This window comes from Arthrobacter nitrophenolicus (assembly GCF_000332815.1).
Taxonomy (GTDB): Bacteria; Actinomycetota; Actinomycetes; order Actinomycetales; family Micrococcaceae; genus Arthrobacter; species Arthrobacter nitrophenolicus.
In genome coordinates, this window is record NZ_AOFD01000068.1 from 1 (window position 1) to 21,112 (window position 21,112).

23 protein-coding genes and 1 pseudogene are annotated in these 21,112 nt (G+C 65.3%); 11 read left to right on the forward strand and 13 right to left on the reverse strand.

The features are described from left to right. The first annotated feature begins 287 nt into the window (after positions 1 to 287). The 6 genes from G205_RS18070 to G205_RS18095 all read left to right on the forward strand — a co-directional run bounded on the left by G205_RS18070 (position 288) and on the right by G205_RS18095 (position 4,624). Entirely contained in the window at positions 288 to 1,430 is a 1,143-nt protein-coding gene (locus G205_RS18070; protein ID WP_009359273.1) for a Gfo/Idh/MocA family protein, read from the forward strand. Positions 1,431 to 1,497: 67 nt separating this feature from the next. Continuing rightward, positions 1,498 to 2,280, forward strand: coding sequence for a DeoR/GlpR family DNA-binding transcription regulator (locus G205_RS18075; RefSeq protein WP_009359274.1), 783 nt, complete (start codon positions 1,498 to 1,500; stop codon positions 2,278 to 2,280). Further along, the gene (locus G205_RS18080; protein WP_009359275.1) at positions 2,277 to 3,194 is read left to right on the forward strand and encodes a 2-hydroxyacid dehydrogenase; all 918 of its coding nucleotides are present in this window, start codon (positions 2,277 to 2,279) and stop codon (positions 3,192 to 3,194) included. Before G205_RS18075 ends, G205_RS18080 begins: the two co-directional genes overlap by 4 nt. A 37-nt stretch (positions 3,195 to 3,231) precedes the next feature. Continuing rightward, positions 3,232 to 3,705, forward strand: coding sequence for an SRPBCC family protein (locus G205_RS18085; protein ID WP_009359276.1), 474 nt, complete (start codon positions 3,232 to 3,234; stop codon positions 3,703 to 3,705). A gap of 4 nt (positions 3,706 to 3,709) precedes the next feature. Then, positions 3,710 to 4,054 (forward strand): iron chaperone, encoded by a 345-nt coding sequence (locus G205_RS18090; RefSeq protein ID WP_009359277.1) that lies wholly within the window; start codon positions 3,710 to 3,712, stop codon positions 4,052 to 4,054. A 6-nt stretch (positions 4,055 to 4,060) separates the two neighbouring features. After that, positions 4,061 to 4,624, forward strand: coding sequence for a dihydrofolate reductase family protein (locus G205_RS18095; protein ID WP_009359278.1), 564 nt, complete (start codon positions 4,061 to 4,063; stop codon positions 4,622 to 4,624). A 2-nt stretch (positions 4,625 to 4,626) separates the two neighbouring features. Here G205_RS18095 and ppgK read toward each other — a convergent pair whose 3' ends face one another. The 7 genes and pseudogenes from ppgK to G205_RS24135 all read right to left on the reverse strand — a co-directional run. Further along, entirely contained in the window at positions 4,627 to 5,445 is an 819-nt protein-coding gene (ppgK, locus tag G205_RS18100; RefSeq protein ID WP_009359279.1) for a polyphosphate--glucose phosphotransferase, read from the reverse strand. Between the two features lie 103 nt (positions 5,446 to 5,548). Beyond that, entirely contained in the window at positions 5,549 to 7,549 is a 2,001-nt protein-coding gene (locus tag G205_RS18105) for a family 49 glycosyl hydrolase (protein ID WP_083875111.1), read from the reverse strand. Between the two features lie 8 nt (positions 7,550 to 7,557). Beyond that, positions 7,558 to 9,285 (reverse strand): glycoside hydrolase family 13 protein, encoded by a 1,728-nt coding sequence (locus G205_RS18110; RefSeq protein ID WP_009359281.1) that lies wholly within the window; start codon positions 9,283 to 9,285, stop codon positions 7,558 to 7,560. Between the two features lie 58 nt (positions 9,286 to 9,343). Then, positions 9,344 to 10,192, reverse strand: coding sequence for a carbohydrate ABC transporter permease (locus G205_RS18115; RefSeq protein ID WP_009359282.1), 849 nt, complete (start codon positions 10,190 to 10,192; stop codon positions 9,344 to 9,346). Continuing rightward, entirely contained in the window at positions 10,189 to 11,163 is a 975-nt protein-coding gene (locus G205_RS18120; RefSeq protein WP_009359283.1) for a carbohydrate ABC transporter permease, read from the reverse strand. Before G205_RS18120 ends, G205_RS18115 begins: the two co-directional genes overlap by 4 nt. 168 nt (positions 11,164 to 11,331) lie before the next feature. Beyond that, the gene (locus tag G205_RS23540; RefSeq protein WP_052014191.1) at positions 11,332 to 12,108 is read right to left on the reverse strand and encodes an extracellular solute-binding protein; all 777 of its coding nucleotides are present in this window, start codon (positions 12,106 to 12,108) and stop codon (positions 11,332 to 11,334) included. Positions 12,109 to 12,131: 23 nt separating this feature from the next. Beyond that, positions 12,132 to 12,557: pseudogene (locus G205_RS24135) on the reverse strand (extracellular solute-binding protein); the annotation flags it as partial. A 105-nt stretch (positions 12,558 to 12,662) separates the two neighbouring features. Here G205_RS24135 and G205_RS18130 point away from each other — a divergent pair. Beyond that, complete coding sequence (locus tag G205_RS18130) at positions 12,663 to 13,817, forward strand: ROK family transcriptional regulator (RefSeq protein WP_152419620.1); 1,155 nt, start codon at positions 12,663 to 12,665, stop codon at positions 13,815 to 13,817. 2 nt (positions 13,818 to 13,819) lie between these two features. On the opposite strand, the gene G205_RS18135 is transcribed toward G205_RS18130, so the two are convergent. From G205_RS18135 to G205_RS18145, 3 genes are all read right to left on the reverse strand, one after another. Next, positions 13,820 to 14,227, reverse strand: a complete 408-nt coding sequence (locus G205_RS18135; protein WP_009359286.1) for a DUF1801 domain-containing protein — start codon at positions 14,225 to 14,227, stop codon at positions 13,820 to 13,822. Next, on the reverse strand, positions 14,224 to 14,526 hold the full coding sequence (locus G205_RS18140; RefSeq protein ID WP_009359287.1) for a hypothetical protein: 303 nt from the start codon (positions 14,524 to 14,526) through the stop codon (positions 14,224 to 14,226). Before G205_RS18140 ends, G205_RS18135 begins: the two co-directional genes overlap by 4 nt. A gap of 120 nt (positions 14,527 to 14,646) precedes the next feature. Next, on the reverse strand, positions 14,647 to 15,255 hold the full coding sequence (locus tag G205_RS18145; RefSeq protein WP_009359288.1) for a TMEM175 family protein: 609 nt from the start codon (positions 15,253 to 15,255) through the stop codon (positions 14,647 to 14,649). Between the two features lie 259 nt (positions 15,256 to 15,514). Here G205_RS18145 and G205_RS18150 point away from each other — a divergent pair, with 259 nt between their 5' ends. Then, positions 15,515 to 15,892, forward strand: a complete 378-nt coding sequence (locus G205_RS18150) for a VOC family protein (RefSeq protein WP_009359289.1) — start codon at positions 15,515 to 15,517, stop codon at positions 15,890 to 15,892. Between the two features lie 199 nt (positions 15,893 to 16,091). On the opposite strand, the gene G205_RS18155 is transcribed toward G205_RS18150, so the two are convergent. Both G205_RS18155 and G205_RS18160 read right to left on the reverse strand, forming a co-directional pair. Further along, positions 16,092 to 17,351: an MFS transporter gene (locus G205_RS18155; protein ID WP_009359290.1), complete on the reverse strand. Its 1,260-nt coding sequence runs from the start codon at positions 17,349 to 17,351 to the stop codon at positions 16,092 to 16,094. Then, the gene (locus G205_RS18160; protein WP_009359291.1) at positions 17,348 to 17,806 is read right to left on the reverse strand and encodes a MarR family winged helix-turn-helix transcriptional regulator; all 459 of its coding nucleotides are present in this window, start codon (positions 17,804 to 17,806) and stop codon (positions 17,348 to 17,350) included. The genes G205_RS18155 and G205_RS18160 overlap by 4 nt, the downstream gene beginning before the upstream one ends. A 160-nt stretch (positions 17,807 to 17,966) precedes the next feature. On the opposite strand from G205_RS18160, the gene G205_RS18165 reads away from it, so the two are divergent. From G205_RS18165 to G205_RS18175, 3 genes are all read left to right on the forward strand, one after another. After that, positions 17,967 to 18,548 (forward strand): SOUL family heme-binding protein, encoded by a 582-nt coding sequence (locus G205_RS18165; protein WP_009359292.1) that lies wholly within the window; start codon positions 17,967 to 17,969, stop codon positions 18,546 to 18,548. Positions 18,549 to 18,619: 71 nt separating this feature from the next. Further along, the gene (locus tag G205_RS18170; RefSeq protein WP_009359293.1) at positions 18,620 to 18,886 is read left to right on the forward strand and encodes a hypothetical protein; all 267 of its coding nucleotides are present in this window, start codon (positions 18,620 to 18,622) and stop codon (positions 18,884 to 18,886) included. A gap of 36 nt (positions 18,887 to 18,922) precedes the next feature. Beyond that, on the forward strand, positions 18,923 to 19,798 hold the full coding sequence (locus tag G205_RS18175; protein ID WP_009359294.1) for a hypothetical protein: 876 nt from the start codon (positions 18,923 to 18,925) through the stop codon (positions 19,796 to 19,798). 49 nt (positions 19,799 to 19,847) lie between these two features. On the opposite strand, the gene G205_RS18180 is transcribed toward G205_RS18175, so the two are convergent. Further along, positions 19,848 to 20,714 (reverse strand): AraC family transcriptional regulator, encoded by an 867-nt coding sequence (locus tag G205_RS18180; protein ID WP_035753743.1) that lies wholly within the window; start codon positions 20,712 to 20,714, stop codon positions 19,848 to 19,850. Positions 20,715 to 21,112 lie beyond the last annotated feature (398 nt).

Sequence of the window (21,112 nt, forward strand, 5' to 3'; positions counted from 1 at the left end):
CGGCCGTGGCCGCCGGGCCGCCGCCCGCCGTCGCGAAGTCTGTGGCGACGGTGCGGCTGTCCGCCGCGGGGTAGTCCTGCACCAGGGCGATGGAGTCAAGAGTGGCACAGCCTACGAAGAGCAGGGTTCCAGTTGACGGTTGGGGCACGTTCCACCTCGTTGTAGTTCCGGCTGATACTGAAGAAATATACACACGCTATGTTGGAATAACAACACTTTCTGTATAGTTCTGTTTGGGATGCAACGCCGCGGTCCCGCCCACTCAACGTAGAGAAACGGAGCAGCTCATGTCATTGCCTTCTGCGGAAACGGTCCGGACCATCCGTTATGGCCTCATCGGGGCCGGCCACATGGCCCGCGAACATGTCCGGAACCTCGCACTGATCCCGGGAAGCCGGATCACCGCAGTTTCCGACCCCACGCCGGCCTCCCTGGAAGAGACCGCGAAGGAGATCGGATATGAGGTGCAGACCTTCGCCTCTCACCAGGACCTGCTCGCCTCGGGACTCGTGGATGCGCTGGTGATTGCCAGCCCCAATGACACCCATCTGGGCATCCTCAAGGACATCTTCGCCAGCGGGACCAACCTGCCCGTCCTGGTGGAAAAGCCCGTGTGCACCAGCGCCGCGCAGGCGGACGAACTCGAACGGCTGGCTGCGGACTACACCGCGCCGGTGTGGGTGGCCATGGAATACCGCTACATGCCGCCGGTGCAGGAGGTCATCCAGGCCGCGCACAACGGCAAGCTCGGTAACATCTACATGCTGTCCATCGTGGAGCACCGCTTCCCGTTCCTGCACAAGGTGGACGCCTGGAACCGCTTCGCCGAAAGGACCGGCGGCACCCTGGTGGAAAAATGCTGCCACTTCTTCGACCTGATGCGCCTGATCCTGCAGGACGAACCCACCCGCGTCTACGCCAGCGGCGGGCACGACGTGAACCACATGGACGAGGTGTACGACGGCCGGGTCTCGGACATGGTGGACAACGCCTACGTGATCGTCGACTTCAAGGGCGGCAAGCGGGCCATGCTGGAACTGTCCATGTTCGCCGAAGGGTCCAAGTTCCAGGAGCGCATCTCCATCGTGGGGGACGCGGCCAAGATCGAGACCCTGATTCCGGTGGCGGCCAACCACTGGATCCCCGGTGACGAAGCCGAAGCCACAGTGGAATTCAGCCCGCGCTCGCCGCTGGGCCCGGAAAAGCACGAGGTTCCGGTGGACGAGGCGGTCCTGGCCGCCGGCGCGCACCACGGTTCCACGTACTACGAGCACCTGGGGTTCCGGAAGGCCATCCTGGGCGAAGGCCCGGTGGAAGTCACGGTTGCCGACGGCCTGCAGTCGGTCCGGATGGGCCTGGCAGCCGAGCGCTCCATCGCGGAAGGCCGCCCCGTTGAGCTTACGAATGCCGGTGCCGGGGTACGACATTAAGTAGATTTGGTGTTGGAATTGCAACACCCGGCCAGGCTGGTGTCCGGGATCTAGGAAAGAAGGGGCCATGAGCATCGCACGCGAAAAGGCGCCGCTGACATCCCGTCAGCGCAGCATCTTGGACGAGCTCGGCCGGCGGGGGTTCATTTCCACCACTGACCTTGCGGAGAGGTTTGCCGTCTCGGACATGACGGTGCGCCGGGACACCCGGGTGCTGTCCAAGCTGGGGCTGGTCCGGGTGGTGCACGGCGGTGTCAGTGCCGTCCAGGGGCACGGGCAGAACGCTGACTTCGCCGCCCGGGTCCGGGAGGACGCCGACGCCAAGCTCCGGGTGGCCAGGGTGTGCATGTCCATGATCGGTGAGCGTGACGCCATCATCCTGGACGCCGGCACCACCACGTACCAGATCGCCCACGAGCTGCCCGCGTCCTTCACCGGCACCATCATCACCCACTCGGCACCGGCCATCCAACGCTGCCTGCAGCTCACCTCCGCCCGGACAATCTGCCTTGGCGGGGAGCTGCTGCTGGACAGCCAGGCGTTTAACGGCCCCATGACGGTCACAGCCGCCGCCGGGCTTCGCGCCAAGACGGCCTTCATCGGCGTCAGCGGCATTCACGACGAGGCGTTCTACATCGAACGTGACGTGGAACGCGCCACTAAGATCGCCCTTATGGATTCGGCAGAACAGGTGGTGGTGGTGGCTACCCACCAGAAGATGCTCCGGTACGCGCTGGCCCGGCTGGCGGGTTTCGACGCGGTGGACGTGCTGGTGACGGATGCGCCGCCGCCGCGGGAAATCGAAACGGCGCTGAGCGCTGCCGGCGTGAAGCTGATGGTTGCCGCGTGAGCGCGCGGCTGCGGGTTTGCCTGCCCGACCAGAAGCTGCTGGACGCACTCGAGCCGACAGACGGCGTCGACTTTGTCCTCTGGGACCTGACCGGTCCTGCCCCGGAGGGCCGGCTGGACCTGCTGGTCCCCGGCTACATGGGCAAGCCGGCGGCGCTGGCCGCGCTGGAGGGCGTGGACGTCGGGCTGGTGCAGAGCCAGTCCATCGGGTACGACGGCGTGGCGGACGTCCTGCCGGCCGGATGCGTTTTCGCCAACGCAGCCGGCGTCCATGAGACATCGACGGCGGAGCTCGCCGTGGGCATGATGATCGCCAGCCAGCGCGGGATCCCGGACTTCGTGCGGAACCAGGCGTCCGGCACCTGGGACAACACGCAGCGCGCCAGCCTCGCGGACCGGCGCGTGCTGCTGGTGGGCTACGGGGGAGTGGGCAAGGCCATTGAGGCCCGGCTGCTGCCGTTCGAGGCCGAGGTCACCCGGATGGGAAGCCGTACCCGGGAGGACGATCGCGGGACGGTGTACGGCATCGACTCGCTGTACGAGCAGCTGCCGCTGCACGAGATCGTGGTGGTCAGCGTCCCGTTGAGCGAGCAGACCGCGCAGCTGGTGGACGCGAAGTTCCTGGCGGCCATGCCGGACGACGCGCTGCTGGTGAACGTGGCCCGCGGCCCGGTGGCCGATACCGACGCGCTGCTGGCGGAAACCTCATCCGGGCGGCTGCGCGCGGCGCTGGACGTCACGGACCCCGAACCGCTGCCGGCCGGCCACGCGCTGTGGACCACGCCCGGCGTGCTGATCACACCGCACGTGGGCGGAGCCAGCTCGGCAATGTTCCCCCGGATGGTCCGGCTGATCAGGAAGCAGATCGGGCTGCTGCTGGACGGCAAGGAACCCGTCAACGTAGTTCTCCGCTGATCTATCCAGGCTTGGCCCCGGCTCCTAAGCTGGGGCCATGTCCTCATATGAAGTCCGGCGCAGCGCCGTCATTCCTGCCGCCCCCGAAGAGATCTTCCCTCTGGTCAACAACTTCCATGAGTGGACCGCCTGGTCACCGTGGGAGACGGTGGACCCCGGCATGAGCCGGCGCTACTTCGGCCCGGACTCGGGCGTGGGCGCCGGCTACGAGTGGAGCGGCAACCGCAAGGCCGGCAGCGGGAGCATGCAGATCGTCGAGTCGGTGCCGTCCAGCCGCATCAACGTCAGGCTTGAATTCACCAAACCCTTCAAGGCGCTGAACCCCACCACCTTCACGTTCGCCCCGGCGCCTGGCGGCACCGAGGTCAGCTGGGTGATGACCGGGGAAAACAAGGGACTCCCGGCCAAGCTGTTCTCGCTCTTCGTCAATATGGACAAGATGGTGGGGTCCGACTTCGAACGCGGGCTGGCATCGCTGGCCTCCGCCGTCGCCGCGAAGAAGAAGAGCTAGGGCCGTGGGCGTCGTCGACGATGCACTGGCGGAACTGCCGGAGGCGGACCGCGAGTGCCTGCAGCACGTCATTGAGATAGCCCGGCAGTTGGTGCCGGAGGCCACCGAAGGCATGAGCTACGGCATGCCCGCCCTCAAACTGGACGGAAAGCCGCTGCTGGGAGTGGTGGCCGCCGCGAAACACCTCTCGGTATTTCCGTTCTCGCCCGAGGTGGTGGAAGCAGTGGCCGGCAGGCTGGCAGGCTTTTCGCTGTCCAAGGGAACCATCCGCTTCACCGCAGAGCATCCCATCCCGGACGACGTGGTGGAGGACGTCGTCCGGCTGCGGCAGGCGGAAATCAGGAAGTAGGGACCCATGGGAAAGATCATCCTGTCCAACGCCGTGTCCGTGGACGGGTTCTTCGAAGGCCCGGACCGGGACATCAGCTGGCACCGGGTGGACGAGGAACTGCACCGGCACTTCAATGACGAGATTGGTGCTATGGGCGGGATCATCGAGGGCAGGGTCACCTACCAGCTGATGGAGGAATTCTGGCCGACGGCGGACCAGGATCCGGACAGCACCCCGGCCATGGCCGAGTTCGCGGGCATCTGGCGCCGCCTGCCCAAGTTCGTCTTCTCCCGCACCCTCACCACGGCGGGCCCGAACGCGAAGGTGTTTGCCGGCGTCGTTCCCGAAGAGATCCGGGCACTGAAGGCGGAAGCCGGCGGCGACCTCATCATGAGCGGCGCCGACCTTGCCGGAACGTTCATGCGCCACGGCCTGGTGGACGAGTTCCGGATCTACGTCAATCCGGTGGTGGTGGGCCAGGGCCGGCGGGTGTTCCAGTCGTCCGATTTCACCGCGGACCTGGACCTGGCGGAAAGCCGCCGTTTCGGCAACGGGGTGGTCCTGCTGCGGTACCTGAACCGGGGCTGACGCTACGTAGGCAGCAGGGATGGCGGCAGTAGCGGAGCCGGTGCGGGTTCCCCGGCTGCGAGTGCGGCGCCAATAATTCCTGCCTCATTCTGCAAGCGGGCGGCCACGATCGGACTCCGCAGGTTTAGCAACGGGAGGTACAGGTCTGTGCAGGCCGATATCCCGCCGCCCACCACGAACAGTTCAGGGGAGAAGATGAACTCCAGGTGGGAGAAGTAGCGCTGCAGCCTGACGCTGTACTCCGCCCATGTGATGCCGTCGCGCTCGCGGGCCACGGCCGAGGCAGCAATTTCCGCCGCGAAGCCGTCAATGGCAAGGTGGCCCAATTCCGCGTTCGGCACCAGTTTGCCGTCGAACACCAGGGCGGAGCCGATCCCCGTCCCAAGGGTGATGACCAGCACTGTTCCCGGGATTCCCCGGCCCGCACCGCACGTGGCTTCGGCGAGTCCTGCGGCATCGGCATCGTTTAACACCACGACGTCCCGCTGGAGTCCGGCGGAAAAGATCGCAGCCGCGTCGACTCCGATCCATGAGTTGTCCATGTTGGCGGCCGAGCGGGCGATGCCGTTCTGGATGATACCGGGGAAGGTAATTCCCACCGGCTGGCTGCTGTGGGGACAGCCAGGCATGTCCTCGAGTGCGGCAACAAGGATGGACACCACGGCGGCCACAGCGGAGGGGGTCGCGGGCCTGGGTGTCTCCATCCGGATTGAAGGTCCAGCAAGGGTGCCGGAGGCGACGTTGACAATGCCGCCTTTGATGCCGGTTCCGCCTACGTCGATGCCAATGAGATGGCTGGCCGTGCCGGGCTTGACGGTCATGGTGGTCCTTTCCGTAGGGACGCTTGAGCGGAGATCAAAGGGGGCGGTCAGCCGTTTTGTTCGGCTTTCCGCCCCCCCCGAGACGCTGTTGGAACCCAGTCCGTTAGGGCGTGGACTTAAACGCGTTCCAGCTGTCCCAGTTCTCGCCGTCGAAGCCAAGCCGGCCCAGCCGGTAGTCGGCCCAGTTGCCTGCAGATTTCTCGATTACTTCGCCGCCTATCGAGTAGTTCTCCAGGGCAAGGCCGTTGCCGGCAGGAACCTCGTTGCCGATGGTCACCTTTTCACCGGCGGGGTTGGTGTAGCGCTTGAGATGGCTGACCTGGGAGGTCCAGTCGAGTCCGTTCCAGCTATCGATCTTGAGATTCTTGATGTTGATGTTCTCGGTGTTGGACAGGGCGTAGACGCGGATGGCGCAGTTGGCCATGCCCTCAACCGTGAAGTTTTCGAACGACATGTTCTTGACCGTGGTGGTGGGGTCCGCCTTGATGGTGGATCCCATGTCCTCCCAGTGAGAGGAGGAATTGAAGATGCAAGTGTTGTACTTGACGTCCTTCCAGTACATCCGGTTGTGGATGACCGAGGTGTTGGTGACGTTCACGTTGTCGATGTTCCGTGGCGTCCAGCCCCACTGGACCACGGGTCCGTTCTCGTTTTTCCAGATCACGGTGTTATCAATGGTGACGTCGCTGTGGTACATCTTCAGTACGTCGTCGTTGGAGTTGAAGAACGTGTTCTTCATGCTGCTGCCCTTGTACAGCTCGATGCCGTCCGTTTGCCAGTACCAGCTGCCCACCTGCTTGTAGTTCTCCACGTTCATGTGGAAGGTCTGCTCGTTCCCGTAGACCACAAACGAGTGGTAGGGCGGTTCATTGATGGTGACGCCCTGCAGGTCCAGCTTCTGCTCGGCGTCGGCTGACGCGAACTGCAGCATCTTCACGCACGATGAGTGGCAGTTGGACGCCCCGCTGAGATGGTTGTAATCGTTGTTCGTGTCCGCCTCGTATACGTATTGCTCGCCGGAGAGGACGCCATAGCCGGTGACCTTGTACTGGCTTTGGTTGTCGTGGAAGAACCGGAAGGCTCCCTTCACGTAGGCGCCTGGGGCCAGATACACCCACTTGACGTTGGGCGGCAGGACGGCATGGTAGTCCGAGCCCATGCTGTAGGTGCCGGGCTTGAAGTAGATGATGTCTTCGGTAACGGTGTTGAGGTTGGTTACCTCACCTTCGGCCGGGTAGTGGATGCTGCCTGACTCCTCCGTGGGAATCAGCCGCTCCTTCTGCTCGCCCCGGAGCTTGGGCTCGGCGAAGATCATCATCGAGTTGCGAGGCTCAGTGTGGATGGCGCGGTTGCCCTCGGCTTCGGTGGTGAGCTTGCCGCTGTCGCCGCTCATGTCGTTGTACGCCGTGTACAGCTGCGGCTCGAACTCCACCGAGAACCGGTATCCGGCGTCAGAGTATGGCACCTTGATCTTTACGGTGTCCGCGTCCACGAGCTGTTTTTCGAAGTTGTAGCTGCTGGGCCGGATCTGGACCTGGTCGGCCGATGTGATGGTCTGGCCGGTCTTGAGATTGACGTCCACCCAGACGTCCTTGGCATATTCGAAACTGGCCCAGCTCATGGACAGGTTCGCCTGGGAGGAGAACTCGGCGCCGTCCTCCTTGGTGTAGCCGATCTTGCCCTTCCCGCTCCTGGGGATGCTCATGTACGTGAACGCGTCGTACGCCTTGTCAGGCTGCGTTGCCTGTGCCACCTGGACGTCGTAGAAGGACGACCGGCGGACCTCGTTGTCCCCGGTGGGGCCTTCGGTGTTGAAGACCCCGTTGTCATGCCACCAGGTGTGCAGGTTGCCGTTGTCCACGGTGCTGACTTCGGCGGCTTTCTTCGGGTCAGCTGGCGTGCTGCCGGTGGCCTGTGCCGGGATGGCAGTGCCGCTGCCCACAAGCACGGTGGCTGCTGCGGCGATGGTGAAGGTTTTGGCTAGTAGCCTCAGCCTGATCCGGGCATGATAGTTCCTCTCGTCAATCGGGCGTTGTGCCCATGGAGACTGCTCCTTTGAGTAGCAGCACACTCCGTTGTGCGGGTACCGGGGTTTTCCGGCCATGGGTTACTTCAGCTGAGGCGTTTACGGAGGACGATCACCTCCCAGGGCCGCAATTGCTGGGCGAGGTTAGCGTCAGGCTGGTTATTCAGGAGAACGTCCGCATGCGCCCATCCGGTTTCGATTTCCGCGCCCAGAGGAACAGATTCGGCGGAGCAGTTGGCCAGGACCAGCAGACTGGTGTCTTCGTTGGTGCGAGTGTAGGCGAACAGTTGCGGGTCCTCCGGGTACAGCAGGGTGAAGCGCCCGTCGATGAGGACAGTCTCTTCATGCCGGAACCGGACCAGCCGGCGGTACCAGGCGAACACGGAGCCGGGGTCGGTCCTCTGCGCTTCGGCGTTGAGCCAGGTGTGGTTGGGGTTTACCGGGATCCATGGCTCGCCGGTTGTGAAGCCGGCGTTCGGCGTCCTATCCCATTGCACGGGTGTCCGGGCGTTGTCGCGGCCGCCCACAGCGATGCCGGCCAGCAGTTCGGCGGCCTTGCTCCCGTCGCTACCGGCGAGGGCTTCGCGGTAGTAGTTCCGGCTCTCAAGGTCCCGGAAGTCGTCAATGCTGGAAAACAGCATGTTGGTCATCCCCAGCTCTTCGCCCTGATAGATGTAGGGCGTACCGCGCATCAGGTGCAGCACGGTTGCGAGGGCCGTTGCGGATTGGTACCAGTAGTCGGTGTCGTTGCCGAAACGGGAGACGGCGCGGGGCTGATCGTGGTTGTTCCAGTAAAGGCTGTTCCAGCCGACGTCCGCCAGCGCTTCCTGCCACCGGGCGAAGGAGTGTTTTACCGCTACCAGGTCCAGGCGCTTGCGGCTGAATTTGCCGCCGGGCCCATGATCCAGGCCCACATGCTCGAACTGGAAAATCATGTCCAGTTCCTTCCGGGTCTGGTCCGTGTAGAGCCGGGCGCGCTCCGGGGTGGCGTCCACCATCTCGCCCACGGTCATCAGATCCGCGTCCCGGTGGGAGAACACCTCGCGGTGCATCTCCTGAAGGTAGTCATGGACGCGCGGCCCTGACCCGTAGAAGGGGATGCCGTCGCCCCACATTCCGCTGTTACTGACAGGGCCGTCGGGGAGGTCGGGGTGCTTGGAAATAAAGCTGATGACGTCCATCCGGAAGCCGTCAATGCCGCGGTCCAGCCACCAGTTCATCATCTGGTAGACGGCGGTGCGGACCTCCGGGTTGTCCCAATTCAGGTCCGGCTGCTTGCGGGAGAAGAGGTGGAGGAAGTATTGCCCGGTTTTCTGGTCCAGTTCCCAGGCAGAGCCTGAGAAGAAGGAACCCCAGTTGTTAGGTTCGCCTCCGTCGCGCGGGTCGCGCCAGATGTACCAGTCACGTTTGGCACTGCTGCGGCTGGCACGGGATTCCTGGAACCAGGCGTGCTCATCGGAAGTGTGGTTGACCACCAAATCCATAACCAGCTTCATCCCGCGGGCGTGGAGTTCGGCGATGAGTTCGTCGAGGTCCTGCAGGGTCCCGAAGGTGGGGTCCACGGCGTAGTAGTCGCTGATGTCGTACCCGTTGTCATCCTGGGGCGAGGCATAGACGGGGGAGAGCCAGACGACGTCGGTGCCCAAATCCTCGAGGTGGTCCAGGTGGTTGATGATGCCGCGGATGTCGCCGATGCCGTCCCCGTTAGAGTCGGCGAAGCTGCGGGGATAGACCTGGTAGACGACGGCGGCCTTCCACCACTCGTCGTTCGGACGGAGGCTGGGGTGCCGCAGTGCGGGCTGGAGGGTGGTCACTTGATGGCTCCGATGTTTACTCCGCGCATGAGGGTGCGCTGGAAGAGAAGGAAGAAGATCAGGCGGGCAGGATGCCGGCCATGGATGCTGCGGCCAGAGCGGTGGGGTCGCTGGTGTACTGGCCGCTGAGCGCGCCCAGGGACACTGAAACTGTCTGGTTGGAAGCTGATGGCAGCAGGACCAGAGGAAGGAAGAAGTCGTTCCAGGTCCAGATGAAGAAGAACGTCACCAGCACGGCCAGGGTGGAGCGGGTGAGGGGCAGGACGATGAGCCGGAGGATCTGGAAGCGGCTGGCACCGTCCAGGCGGGCGGCTTCGAGGACCTCCATGGGGAAGGAGCCCAGCACTGAGGCGAGCATGTAGGTGCCGAAGGCGCTCTGGAGGACGGCCAGGATGATGGTGACGCCGAGCAGGGAGTCGTAGAGGTTGAGTTCCCGGGAGAGGACGAAGAGCGGGTAGACCAGGGCTTCCTGGGGAATGGTGAAGGCCAGCATGAAGACGGCGAGGATCCAGACCCTGCCCTTGAGCCGGCCGATGCCGATGGCGAAGGCACTGAGCAGGCTCAGGGTAGCGGCGATCAGGGCAACGCTGCCGGAAAGGATGACGCTGTTGAGCAGTTTCTGGTTGAAGTTCACGCCGACCCAGAAATCGATGATCGCGGTGAAGTCGAGCTGGGTCGGGATTCCGATGGGCCCGTCTGCGATGTACTCGGTGGAGGGCTTGAAGGCGTTGATGAGTGCAAGCCAGAACGGGAAGATCATTAGGGCAGCTGCGCCGGCCAGGAGGATCAGGACCGTCCAGCCGCTGATGCCGCGCCGGGACCGGGCGTTCCTGTTGGTGCGGGCCGGCTTTTGCCGGCGTACCGGTGTTGCCGGGACGGTGTCGGGGGCGGGGGCTGTGGTGGTCACTTTTCGAATCCCTCGGCGTTGCGGGTCTGGTAGCGCAGCAGCACGATCGCGATGATGGTGACGAGCAGCGCCAGGAGTGAGGCGACGGCGGCGCCGTAGCCCACCTGGGTGGTGGTGAAGAAGTTTGAGTACGAGAAATAGGCCGGAACGATGGTGCTGGTCCCGGGCCCACCTCTGGTGAGGACGTAGATCGGGGCGAAGACCTTCAGTGCCGCCACGGAGGTGGTAATCAGCACCACGGCGATTTCCGGGCGCAGCTGCGGGATGGTAATGCTCCAAAAGCGCTGGAACCAGCCGGCGCCGTCGATCTCGGCCGCCTCGTAGAGGGCAGGGTCAACACGGGAGAGTCCGGCCATGAACACCACCACGGTGTAGCCGATCTGCAGCCAGATCAGGACATTCATCACCGCGAGCATGCTGGTGTCCGCGTCGCCGAGCCAGTTCTGCCTCAGCCCGCCCAGGCCCACCCCGTCCAGGACTGTATTGAGGATGCCGTACTGAGGCTGGTACAGCCATTTCCACAGAACGCCCGCCACCACGATGGGGAGGATCTGCGGAAGGTAGAACATGGCGCGGAGGATGCTGGCGGCGCGGGTGCCGAACTTTGGGGCAATGTAGTCGAAGAGGACAGCGGCCAGGAATACGCCCAGGGCGGTAGGAATGACGGCCATGGCAACGATGAAGGCGCCGCTGTGCAGAAAGGATGCCCAGAACGCTGGGTCGGCTACCAGCCGTATGTAGTTGTCCAGGCCGACGAACTTGGGGGTGCCCACGCCGCGCCAGCTGGTGAGGCTGTAGTAGAGGTTCATGCCGAACGGGATGGCAACAATGGCGATGAAGCCGACGGCGCCGGGCAGGAGGTAGATCCAGTAGCCGCGCGAGGTCTCCCGTGCAGTCCGCCGCGGCGTTCCTGTTGTACGGGGGGACTTCCGGGATGTGGGGGCCGGAGGGGCCGGGGTGACTGCGGTCATGATGTGTCCTTCGGGGATGTGGCGGCGCATCGGTGTGCGCCGCCACATATTGGAGGGTGGGCTTACTTGCTGGGCTTGCCCTGTTCGTAAGCCGCCTTGATGTTCTCCACTGCCTTTGCCGGAGTGATGTTGCCCTGGACCAGATCGCTTGTCTGGGCGACCAGGACGTCATTGAGTCCCGCGACCGGCCAGTCGGGGTACCAGCAGCCCGCCGTCCTTGCTGTTCAGCAATTCGTTGAACCTTGGGGTGGTGAGCTTGCCGATTGGGGAGGTGATGGCCGCTTCATCGGCAGCGACAGGAACAGCCCCTTCGTTGCCCAGTAGGTTCTGAATTTCCGGGCTCATGGTGATTTCCATGAAGTCGTAGGCCAGTTCCTTGTTCTTGGCCTTCTCGGGAACAACCCAGAGATTGCCGCCGGAGCCGGGGTGCAGGTCGGTGCCCGGGAACAGGAACTGGTCGAACTCGAAGTCCTTGATCTCGTCCGCGAAGCTGCCGGCCCACCAGGTGCCGGAGACGAAGATGGGGTACTGGCCGGCCACGAACGCGTTTCCGGCGTCCTGGGCGGCGATGCCGGTGGAGTCCTTGCTGATGTAGCCACGGGCGGTCCAGTCCTGCACGGTCTGCGCGGCCTTCTCCCACGCGGTCCAGTCCACGTCGCCCTCGAACTGCTGGTAGGCGGACCAGGAGTCCTTGTCCATGTTGGCCAGCGCCAGTTCATAGAGCAGGTGCGTGCCGGGGTAGTCCTGGGAACCCAAAGCCAGAGGAGTGATGCCCACCCCGGCGAACTTGTCCATCGCCTGCTCCAGTTCCTGCACGGAGGAGGGGACCTGGATGTTCTGCTGTGCGAAGAGGTCCTTGTTGTACCAGACGGACACGTACTCGCCGTAGTTGGTGAGGCCGTAGCGCTGGCCAGAGCCCATGACGCCGTCCTGATACAGGCCCACGTCCTGGGCGGTGCTGTCAAGGTCCAGTTGCGTTCCTTGGCGACGTCGGTGAGGTCGGTCAGGAGCCCGGCCTGGGAGACGACGCCTGCGGTGGCGTTGCCCTTCAGGTATTCCAGGACGTCCGGCGCGTCATTGGAATCCAGCAGGAGCTGACCCGACTGCTGCATCTGCTCGTAGGTTTTGAGTTCGAACTCGACCTTCACGTCCGGGTGCTTCTCTTCAAAAAGCTCAATGGCACGGTTCCAGCCGGTGGAGAGAGCACTGTCATCGTTCTCCCACCACCAGACCTTGAGCGTCTTGCCGTCTGCTTCGCCTGCGGGAGCTGAGCATCCGCTCAGTCCTATTGTCGCGATAGCTGCCGCCGCGATGATCGCTGATGCAGCCTTCCACGGTTTGTTCATGCGTTGACCTCCGTTGGTCCATCGTGATTCCCGCCTCCGGGCTGGCATTTATTCTGAATCAAAACTATTTGCGGCGTCAAGACCCTGTAATGCGAACCCTGACCTGATATTTAGTTTTGACTCAGAACTATAAAGTCGTGTCAAGATAGAGAAGTGAAGAGCCCTGCAACCTGGTCCGTTCCGCCGACGGACGCCTCCCTGCCGGTAGCCGTCGAGGTTCTCCGAAGGGGACCAATTTCCCGTGCAGCAGTGGCGCGGCGTCTCCAGCTGTCGCCCGGTTCCCTGAGCCGCCTCACTGCGCCGCTGATCGCAGGCGGGCTGCTGAGGGAAGTGGGGGAACACAATGACGGCCGGGTGGGCAGGCCCACCCGGCTCCTAGACATGGATGTGGACGCCAAACACTTCGTGGGCATGAAGCTGCGCGGGAACGAAATCATCGCCGCCCGCACCAATCTCCGGGGGGAGATCCAGCAGCACCGCTCAGTGCAGATTCACGACCGGAGCCCGAAGACCGTTATTGGTCAGATCGCGGACCTGGCAAAGCAGGTGAGCGAGGGGTTGGACATCGACGGCTTGGGGATCGGCATTGGCGGGCTGATCCGGGACCGTGAGTACGTGGTGGACGCACGGTTCCTTGGCTGGAGCGACCTGCCGCTGGCCCGACTGGTGGGTGAAGCCACCGGGATTCCCACCCTGGTGGACAACGACCTGGTGGCCTTCACGGAGTATGAACACTGGTTCGGCGAGGGACGCGAGGACGACCGGTTCGCCGTCGTAACCCTTGGCGTGGGCACCGGTTTCGGGCTGGTGGCCAACGGGGCCATCGTAACCGGCGACGATTACGGCATAGGCCTCGTGGGGCACTGGCCGCTGGATCCGACGGGACCGTTGTGCTTCGCGGGGCACCGCGGCTGCGCCACCAGCGTCCTGAACTCTGACGCAATAGCCCGGCATGTAGCAGAAGCGCTGAACAGGCCGGTGGATTTCGAGGGTGCACTGGACCTCGCAGCGGACGGCAACCCTGCGGCGAGACGGGTGATCGACGACGCCGGCCGGGGGCTGGGGCGGCTACTGGCTGCCATCTGTAACCTCACCCTGCCGCAGCGCATCATCATTGCGGGTGAAGGTGTCCGGCTTGCCTACATTGCCAGTGAAGCAATCCATGCCGGAATAGCGGCGGACCGGGATCCCCGTGCAACAACTCCGCCGATCGTACTGGGGACCAAGGACAACGTGGACTGGTGCCGGGGCGCCGCGGTACTGGCCATCCAGGCTTACGTCCACGGCAAGCTACCGGTGGTGGGTTGACGCTACGCGCCGCCCTTGATCTTCCGCCAGCCCCCGGCCCGGTTGTCCGCGATCACGGCCCGGAAGATGTCCAGCAGGGCTTCCTCGTTCACGGGATCGCCCTGGTGGAAGGCAATGGTCCGCCCCGTTTGGTTGCCGTGCCCGCCGGTGATGATGTGCTGCGGGTCCGGGGCCAGGCCGCCGTCGTACAGGAACACGTTGACGTGGTCCTTCGCCGCAAGGAGCGCGCAGATATTGCCGTTCAGCACGAAGTAGGGCTGCACGGTGCGCTTGATGGTCTCCTCCACCTCGGGATCCGCGGCATGCACCAGGTCGCGGACCTTTCGGCAGACCGCCTGCTGCCACTCGGGGAGGGCGTCAATGTACTGGTCAACGCGCGGGTCCTTGGCGTAGTCCATGGCCAGGATCATCTCCTGAATTCGATGCGGACGGAGTTGTCGTCCGGGAGGACGATCACCGTTCCATTCTGCGGCGTCCAGCCGTCATGGAGGAAGAAGAAGCGCCCGCCGCTGAGCACCAGCAGGCGCAGCCCGTCGTACCGGTAGAGGGCCGCGTCCGCGGTGCCGACGTTCACCTCCGTGACCGCGGCCGAACCGATGCCCAACGGCGTGGGTGAGTACACTTCGGCGCGGGGCATGAACTGCACCCCCTGTTCGTAGTCCACCGCCAGCCGCCGGCCCAGGCGGCGGAGGTGGACGCCCGTCGTCATTGCTGCCGGCGAAGCACCCGGACAGAAGCAGCGCGAGGACCGCCGCCCATGCTGGGGCGGTCGCGCGGCGCAGGCCCTCGTTCACTGCGGCATTATGCCGCGGCAGGCGCTACTGCGCCGTTACTGGGTGGCCGCCGGCGAGGGGTGTGCCGTGAGCCGCCGGGCCAGGAGGGCAACGGGGATGATCAGGAACCACAGGAACGGAGTGTTGCTGCCCAGCACGAACGCGGCCGGAATGCTGAGCAGGAACACCGCGGGGGCCGTGAGCCTGGCCAGGAACACGCGCCGGTGCTCGGCCTCGTTTACCGTGTCATCGGTCAGCCCCCTGCGCCAGGCGTAGGTCCACATGCCGGCAAGCGTCAGGTAGACGCCGGAGATGGTGGCCGCATACAGCACGCTGGGCCACGGGCTCGGATTTCCGCCGTAGTCACTGAGGATGGCCGTGGGCGCGGGGAGCATCACGATGAAGAAGAGCAGCAGCATATTCAGCCACGCGAGCTGGGGGTTGAAGTCCCGGATGCGGAAGAAGTCGTTGTGGTGGGACATCCACACCCGCGCGATGATCAGGAACGAAAGGGCGAACGCCAGCAGCTCCGGAACGGCGCCCGCCAGCTCGGCGGTCAGGCGCTCGGGAGGGATGCCCAGGGGCAGTTTGAGGTCCAGCGCCAGGAGCGTAAGGGCGATGGCGAACACCGCGTCGCTGAAGAAAACCATGCGTTCGAGCGGCACCGATTTATCCACGCCAAGACCCCCTGAGCCGAAACACCGATGGCCACATTTTGCCCTATCCCCGCCGCCGAATCGGTTCCATAATGGCTACGTAAGCTTCGGGGACTCCCGCGCTGATGATGGCTGGCGCAGCGGTTCGGATCCCAGGTGGCCGCCCCGGTAGTCGGCGCAAAGGGCGGGCACGCGGCCTGTTCCGGAAACGGCACGGCCGGCACAGGGGGAGAGCATCGCCATCAGAAGCGCAGCAAGGAGATTCGCCATGCTCAAGGATCTGGACGCTATGGCTGTACTGCCCGCGAAGGACATCAGCAGGGCCCGGGAGTTCTACCGCGACAAGCTGGGCCTTGAACCGGTCCAGGAAATGGGCCCGGAGAACCTGATCTACAAGTCCGGGAACAGCACGTTCCTCCTTTACCAGACGGACAATGCCGGCACCGCAAAAAACACCCAGATGGGCTGGGTAACGCAGGACTTCGACCGCGAGGTGGAGGAACTGCGGAGCCGCGGCGTGGTCTTCGAGGAGTACGACCAGCCCGGGCTCAAGACTGAAAACGGCGTCGCCACCATGGAAGACGTGGGCAAGGGCGCCTGGTTCCTGGACAGCGAGGGCAACATCCTCAACATCTCGTCCATCTAGCCTCGGCCAGCAAAGAACGTACGACGCCGGCGCCTCCGGCCCGCAGCACCTCACACCCAGGTGCTGGGCCGGCGGAGGTCCGGCGTCGCCGTCGTGCGCTGAAAATTCCGCGGGCAGATGCATAAGCGGCCCTGCCCCGCACAACCGTTGCTTGGCAGCGCCGGTTATGCGGGGGAGGGCCGCTTGTGACCGGCCGGTGCTAGACGGCGGGCTCCCGCCTGCCGCTGAACGCGATCCGGAGGGCGCCGCGGAACGTCAGCCGGCTCCTGCGGCTGACCACCACCACTGCGGCCAGACCGGTCAGCAGGACCACAATGCCGCCTGCCGCCACGGACCAGCGGGCGCCGAATTCGCTGCCGATCCAGCCCATCAGCGGCGCGCCGATGGCGGTGCCGCCCTGCAGGATGGCCAGGTAGAGCGCCAGCACGCGGCCGCGGAACTGCGGCTCCACGGAGAGCTGGATGCTGGTGTTGCAGCTGTTCAGGAATGTGATGGACGCCAGGCCCACGGGGATCAGCACGGCGGCGTAGAGCCAGAACGACGGCGACACGCTGCCCAGGAGCGTGAAGGCACCAAGGCCCAGCGCCCCGCCCAGCAGGAACCGCAGCCGGGGACCAGACCGGCGCGCGGCGAGCAGTGCGCCGGCCAGCGTGCCCACCGCCATGATGGAGCCGAGGAGGCCGAATTCTCCCGGCCCCACTCCGAACTCGGTGGTGGCCATCAGCGCGTTGGTGATGGGGAAGTTCATGCCGAACGCGCCCAGGATGCCAACCAGGACCATGATCAGCATCAGGTCCGGGCGGCGCCGGACGTAGTTGACCCCTTCGGCCACCTGGTGCTTGCCGCGCTCGGCCCGGACGGACGGGACCAGCGCGGAGGTGTTGATCAGGAACAGCGAAATGATGACGGCGGCGTAGCTGGCGGCGTTGAGCAGGAACACCGGTCCGGTGCCCACCCAGGCGATGAGGACGCCGGCGATGGCCGGGCCGGTGAGACGGGCGGTGTTGAACGAGGCGGAGTTCAGGGCCACGGCGTTGGAGATGTTGTCCTGGCCCACGAGTTCGGACACGAAGGACTGCCGGGCGGGGGCGTCGATGGCGCTGGCGATGCCCAGGCAGAGAGCGGCCAGGTAGGCGTGCCAGAGTTCGGCGGTGCCGGTGACCACCAGGAGCCCGATGGCCAGACCGGTGATGCCCATGGCCAGCTGGGTCCAGAGCAGGATCCTGCGCTTGCGGTAGCGGTCGGCCAGGACGCCGCCGTACGGGCCGAGCAGCAGCATGGGCAGGAACTGCAGGCCCGTGGTGATGCCGACGGCGGCGCCGTCATGGTTGGTGAGGACGGTCAGGACCAGCCAGTCCTGGGCGATCCGCTGCATCCAGGTGCCGATGTTGGACACCAGCGCTCCGCCGGCCCAGATCCGGTAGTTGCGGTTTTCGAGGGCACGGAACATGGCGCTCATCGGCCGCTCATCTCCTGCATGATGCGGGCGGCGCGGCTGAGGATCCCGCGGTCCTCTTCGCTGAGACCGGCCACGCGCTGCGCCAGCCAGGCGGTGCGCTGCTCCCTCGCCTCCGCGAGGACCGCCTTTCCGGCGTCGGTGATGTCCACGCGGACCTGGCGGCCGTCGTCGGGATGCGGCGCCCTGGTGACGAAGCCCTGGTCGGCGAGGGCGTTGACGATGCGGGTCATGGACGGTGCCTGCACGTGCTCGCTGTCCGCGAGGGCGCGGAGGGTGCTGGGGCCGTCGCCGTTGAGGAGGGCAAGGACGGTGTACTGGCCGGGGGTGATGACCTCGCCGGTTGCCTCGACGCGGAGCCGGCGCGAGGTGCGCATCACGGCTGTGCGGAGGTCGATAGCGAGGGTGTCGGGGGAGGTGGTGTGCTGGGTGGGGTTTTTCGTTTGGCTGGCGGTCATCTGGTCGGGTGCGCCTCCTGGGCGGTGATCGTTAGCAGTGCTAATTAGTCTTGCTAACGATTATGCTCCCGATTGGTTGCGCAGGGCAAGCATTGTGGGGTTGACGTCCGTCACCCGCGGGTCTGGCTGCTTCTGCCGCGCGGGCGTAGGCTCTGGAGGAATGACCGAGCAGCAGCCCTACGAACTTGTCCGGCGCTACCCGCACTTCGAGCTGCGCCGCTATCCCGATTACGCCGTGGCCGAGGTGAGGGTCAGGGCAGCCTTCGACCGCGCCGGCAACGTCGCGTTCCGCCGCCTGTTCAACTACATCAGCGGGAACAACAGGGCCGTCCGGAAGCTGGCCATGACCGCTCCGGTGATCCAGGAGAGCGGGGCGCCGCAGAAGCTCGCCATGACCGCCCCCGTGCTGCAAAGCGGCCCCTTCGTCGCAGAGCCCAACGCACCTGCGGAATACGTTGTGGCCCTTGTGCTCCCTGCGGGTACGACGGCGGAAACGGCTCCCGCCCCCACGGACCCGAAGGTGACAGTGCGGGCAGTGCCCGGGTCACTAGCTGCGGCGGCGCGCTTCTCCGGCAGCGGCTCACGCCGTGCGTTCGAACGCCATACGGAGGGACTGCAGGCAGCGATCGCCCTGGCCGGGCTGGCTCCGGTGGGCCCTCCCCGGTTCGCCCGCTTTGATCCGCCGTTCAAGCCCTGGTTCCTGCGCCGCAACGAGGTGGTCCAGGACGTCGCGGGTCCCTAGGCGAGGCGCGCTCGCTGGCGGGAAGAACCCTGCGAGACTTGAAGCCGACCCACCGACGAAAGCAGGATCCCTTGATCACTCTCCAGCAGGACGCGGACGGCTTCGTCCGGATGACCCGGCACTACCCGGCCAGCGTCCGCATCCGGATTGCCTTCGCCGACGGCAGCACCGGGGAATTTTCGGGGCAGGCACTCAACAAGGCCTATGACGCCGCACTGGCGGAATTCAGGGCGAAGAACGGCCTCGACGCGCGGGGATTCGACCGGACAAAGGCCGGGCGCAAGAACCCCGGGAACAAGGTGGACTTCGTTCCGGTGCATCCCGGCATGGGGGAGTAGGGAACGTACCGCCGGTCCTCAACCAAGGGAGTAGCCATGCCACCAACCGCCGCTGCTGTCCTGCATGACGGCAGCACCATTCCCGTCACCATCCAGGGGACCGGGCCGGACCTCCTGCTGCCGGTGCCCCTGGCTGGACACTCGGCGGAGGAAGCCGAAACCATCCGGCAGTGGGGCGCGGACCCGGACTTGGGGCCGAACCTGGTCCAGGGGCTTTCCGCGGCGAACCGGGTGATCGCCGTGGACTACGAGGCGCACCGGATGGCCTTCCCGGCCCCGGACACGCTGACCCCTGGGAACGTGACCGCCGACCTTCTTGCCATCGCCGACGCCGCCGTATCAACCACCTTCGCCTACTACGGCTACTCCTGGTTGGGACTGTGCGGCCTCCAGCTCGCCCTCCGGACCGACCGGCTCGGCGCTCTTGCCATGGGAGGGTTTCCGCCCCTCGACGGGCCGTACAAAAGCATGCTGGCCGTGACCCGTGCCGCCCACCAGGCAGCGGTACGGGACGCCGCGGCGCGGACAGCCGGGGAGCCGCCGGTGCCCGCCGCGGAGGTTGAACCCGGCGACTGGGACTCGGCCTCCATCCAAACCAACGCGGACCAGACCCGCCAGTTCCTCACCCTCTACGAGGCCCTGCAGGATTTCGACGACGCCGCGGCCCCGGTCCCGCGCGGCCTGCCGCGGCTGGCCTTCGCCGGAGCGGAAGACCGGATTGACTACTCGCCGCAGTGGGGCGGGGTGCAGGTGCGGATCGGTGACCCGCTGGCCACCCATGAGCACGAGCTCGTCCAGGCCGGCTGGGACGTCCGGGTCCTGCCGGGCCTGGACCACCTCGGGGCGATGCAGAGCTCGGTTGTCCTGCCGCTTCTCACGGACTGGCTCCGGAAAGTGGGCTGGGCAGCCTGAACCGCCCCCGGCCCGCCGCCGTGGAACGCGCCAGTCCACTCGGTTTTGGTCAGGCGCGTTGCACCGGCATCCACAGCTCGCAGGTTGCGGTGCTGAAGTCGGCGGCGCGCTCCAGGACAGCCACGATGGAGGGTCCGGGCCTCAGCTGCCACGGGTTGGAGGGGAACCAGTCGGCGGCGGTCGCCGCCCACGCGGACTGCAGGGCCGCCGGGTAGGGGCCCGCAATGCGGAACACCGCCCAGGTGCCCGCTGAAACCTCGATTGCATCAAGGTCCTCCGGTGCAGGAGTCGCAGTGCCCACGGCGACGCCGTGGAGGTAGGTCAATTCGCTGCCCTCCGTGTAGTCGGGGTCCACGTCCGCGCTCACCTGGAGCAGCCCTGCCGGCTCGGTGTCGCTCAGTGCCTTGAGGCGGAGGTGCTCGGATGCTGGCAGTGAAGCGATGTGCTCCTGGATCCGCGGATTGACGCCATGGTGGATGAGCGGAACGCGGGCCGAGTGGCCCACGAGCCGGAACGCGGGCCGGTCTGTGATGCGGGTGTCCATGGGGTTGTTCCCTTCTACGGTCAGGCGGAACCTGAGCTGCGGTTGTGTGCGAAGGGGGCCGCCGTTCCGGCGGACCTCGCCAGGGCCGGCACCATGTACCGCCCGGAAGGCCCGGCTGAATGCCTCCGTTGAGCCGTAGCCATAGCGGACGGCGATGCCCAGCAGGTCGCCGTCGCCCAGGACCTCGGCGGCGGCGACTGCCATCCGGCGCCGCCGGACATACTCTGACAGAGGCATGCCCGCCAGTGACGAGAACATCCGGCGCAGGTGGTACTCGCTGGTGCCGAGGCTGCCCGACAGGCCGGCGAGGTCCAGTTCCTCGGTCAGGTGGTCCTCAATGAGTCCTACCAGCCGGTTGAGAATTCCGATCACGGTTACCCCTTTCCCTTCAATCCTGTTCACCGGCATCGGCTTCCGCCCGACTATCCGTGCCCGATTCAATCGGGTGGGCTCCTCGCCGTCCACTGTGTTGCAGCCCACAGGAAGTTATTGCGACGGCGGGTGGTGGTTTGGGGGTTGTGGTGGGTGGTTTTGGCGCGTGTTTGCGGGGTTTTGGTGGGGTGGTGGGGCCGGGTTGCGGTGGGGTTGGCGGGGGTGTAATGTTTTCTGAGTCGCCGCGGGGGAGACAGCGAAGAGCTGGTTACCGCGGGCGGCCAAACCCCCTAAAACTAAGACCAATACTGGTGGCTCGTCAGGGCGCCGGAAACTGGTTGGGGCGGTTTGAGAGGGACGCGGATCGCGGAAACGCTGATTTGCAAAGTTCTTTGAAA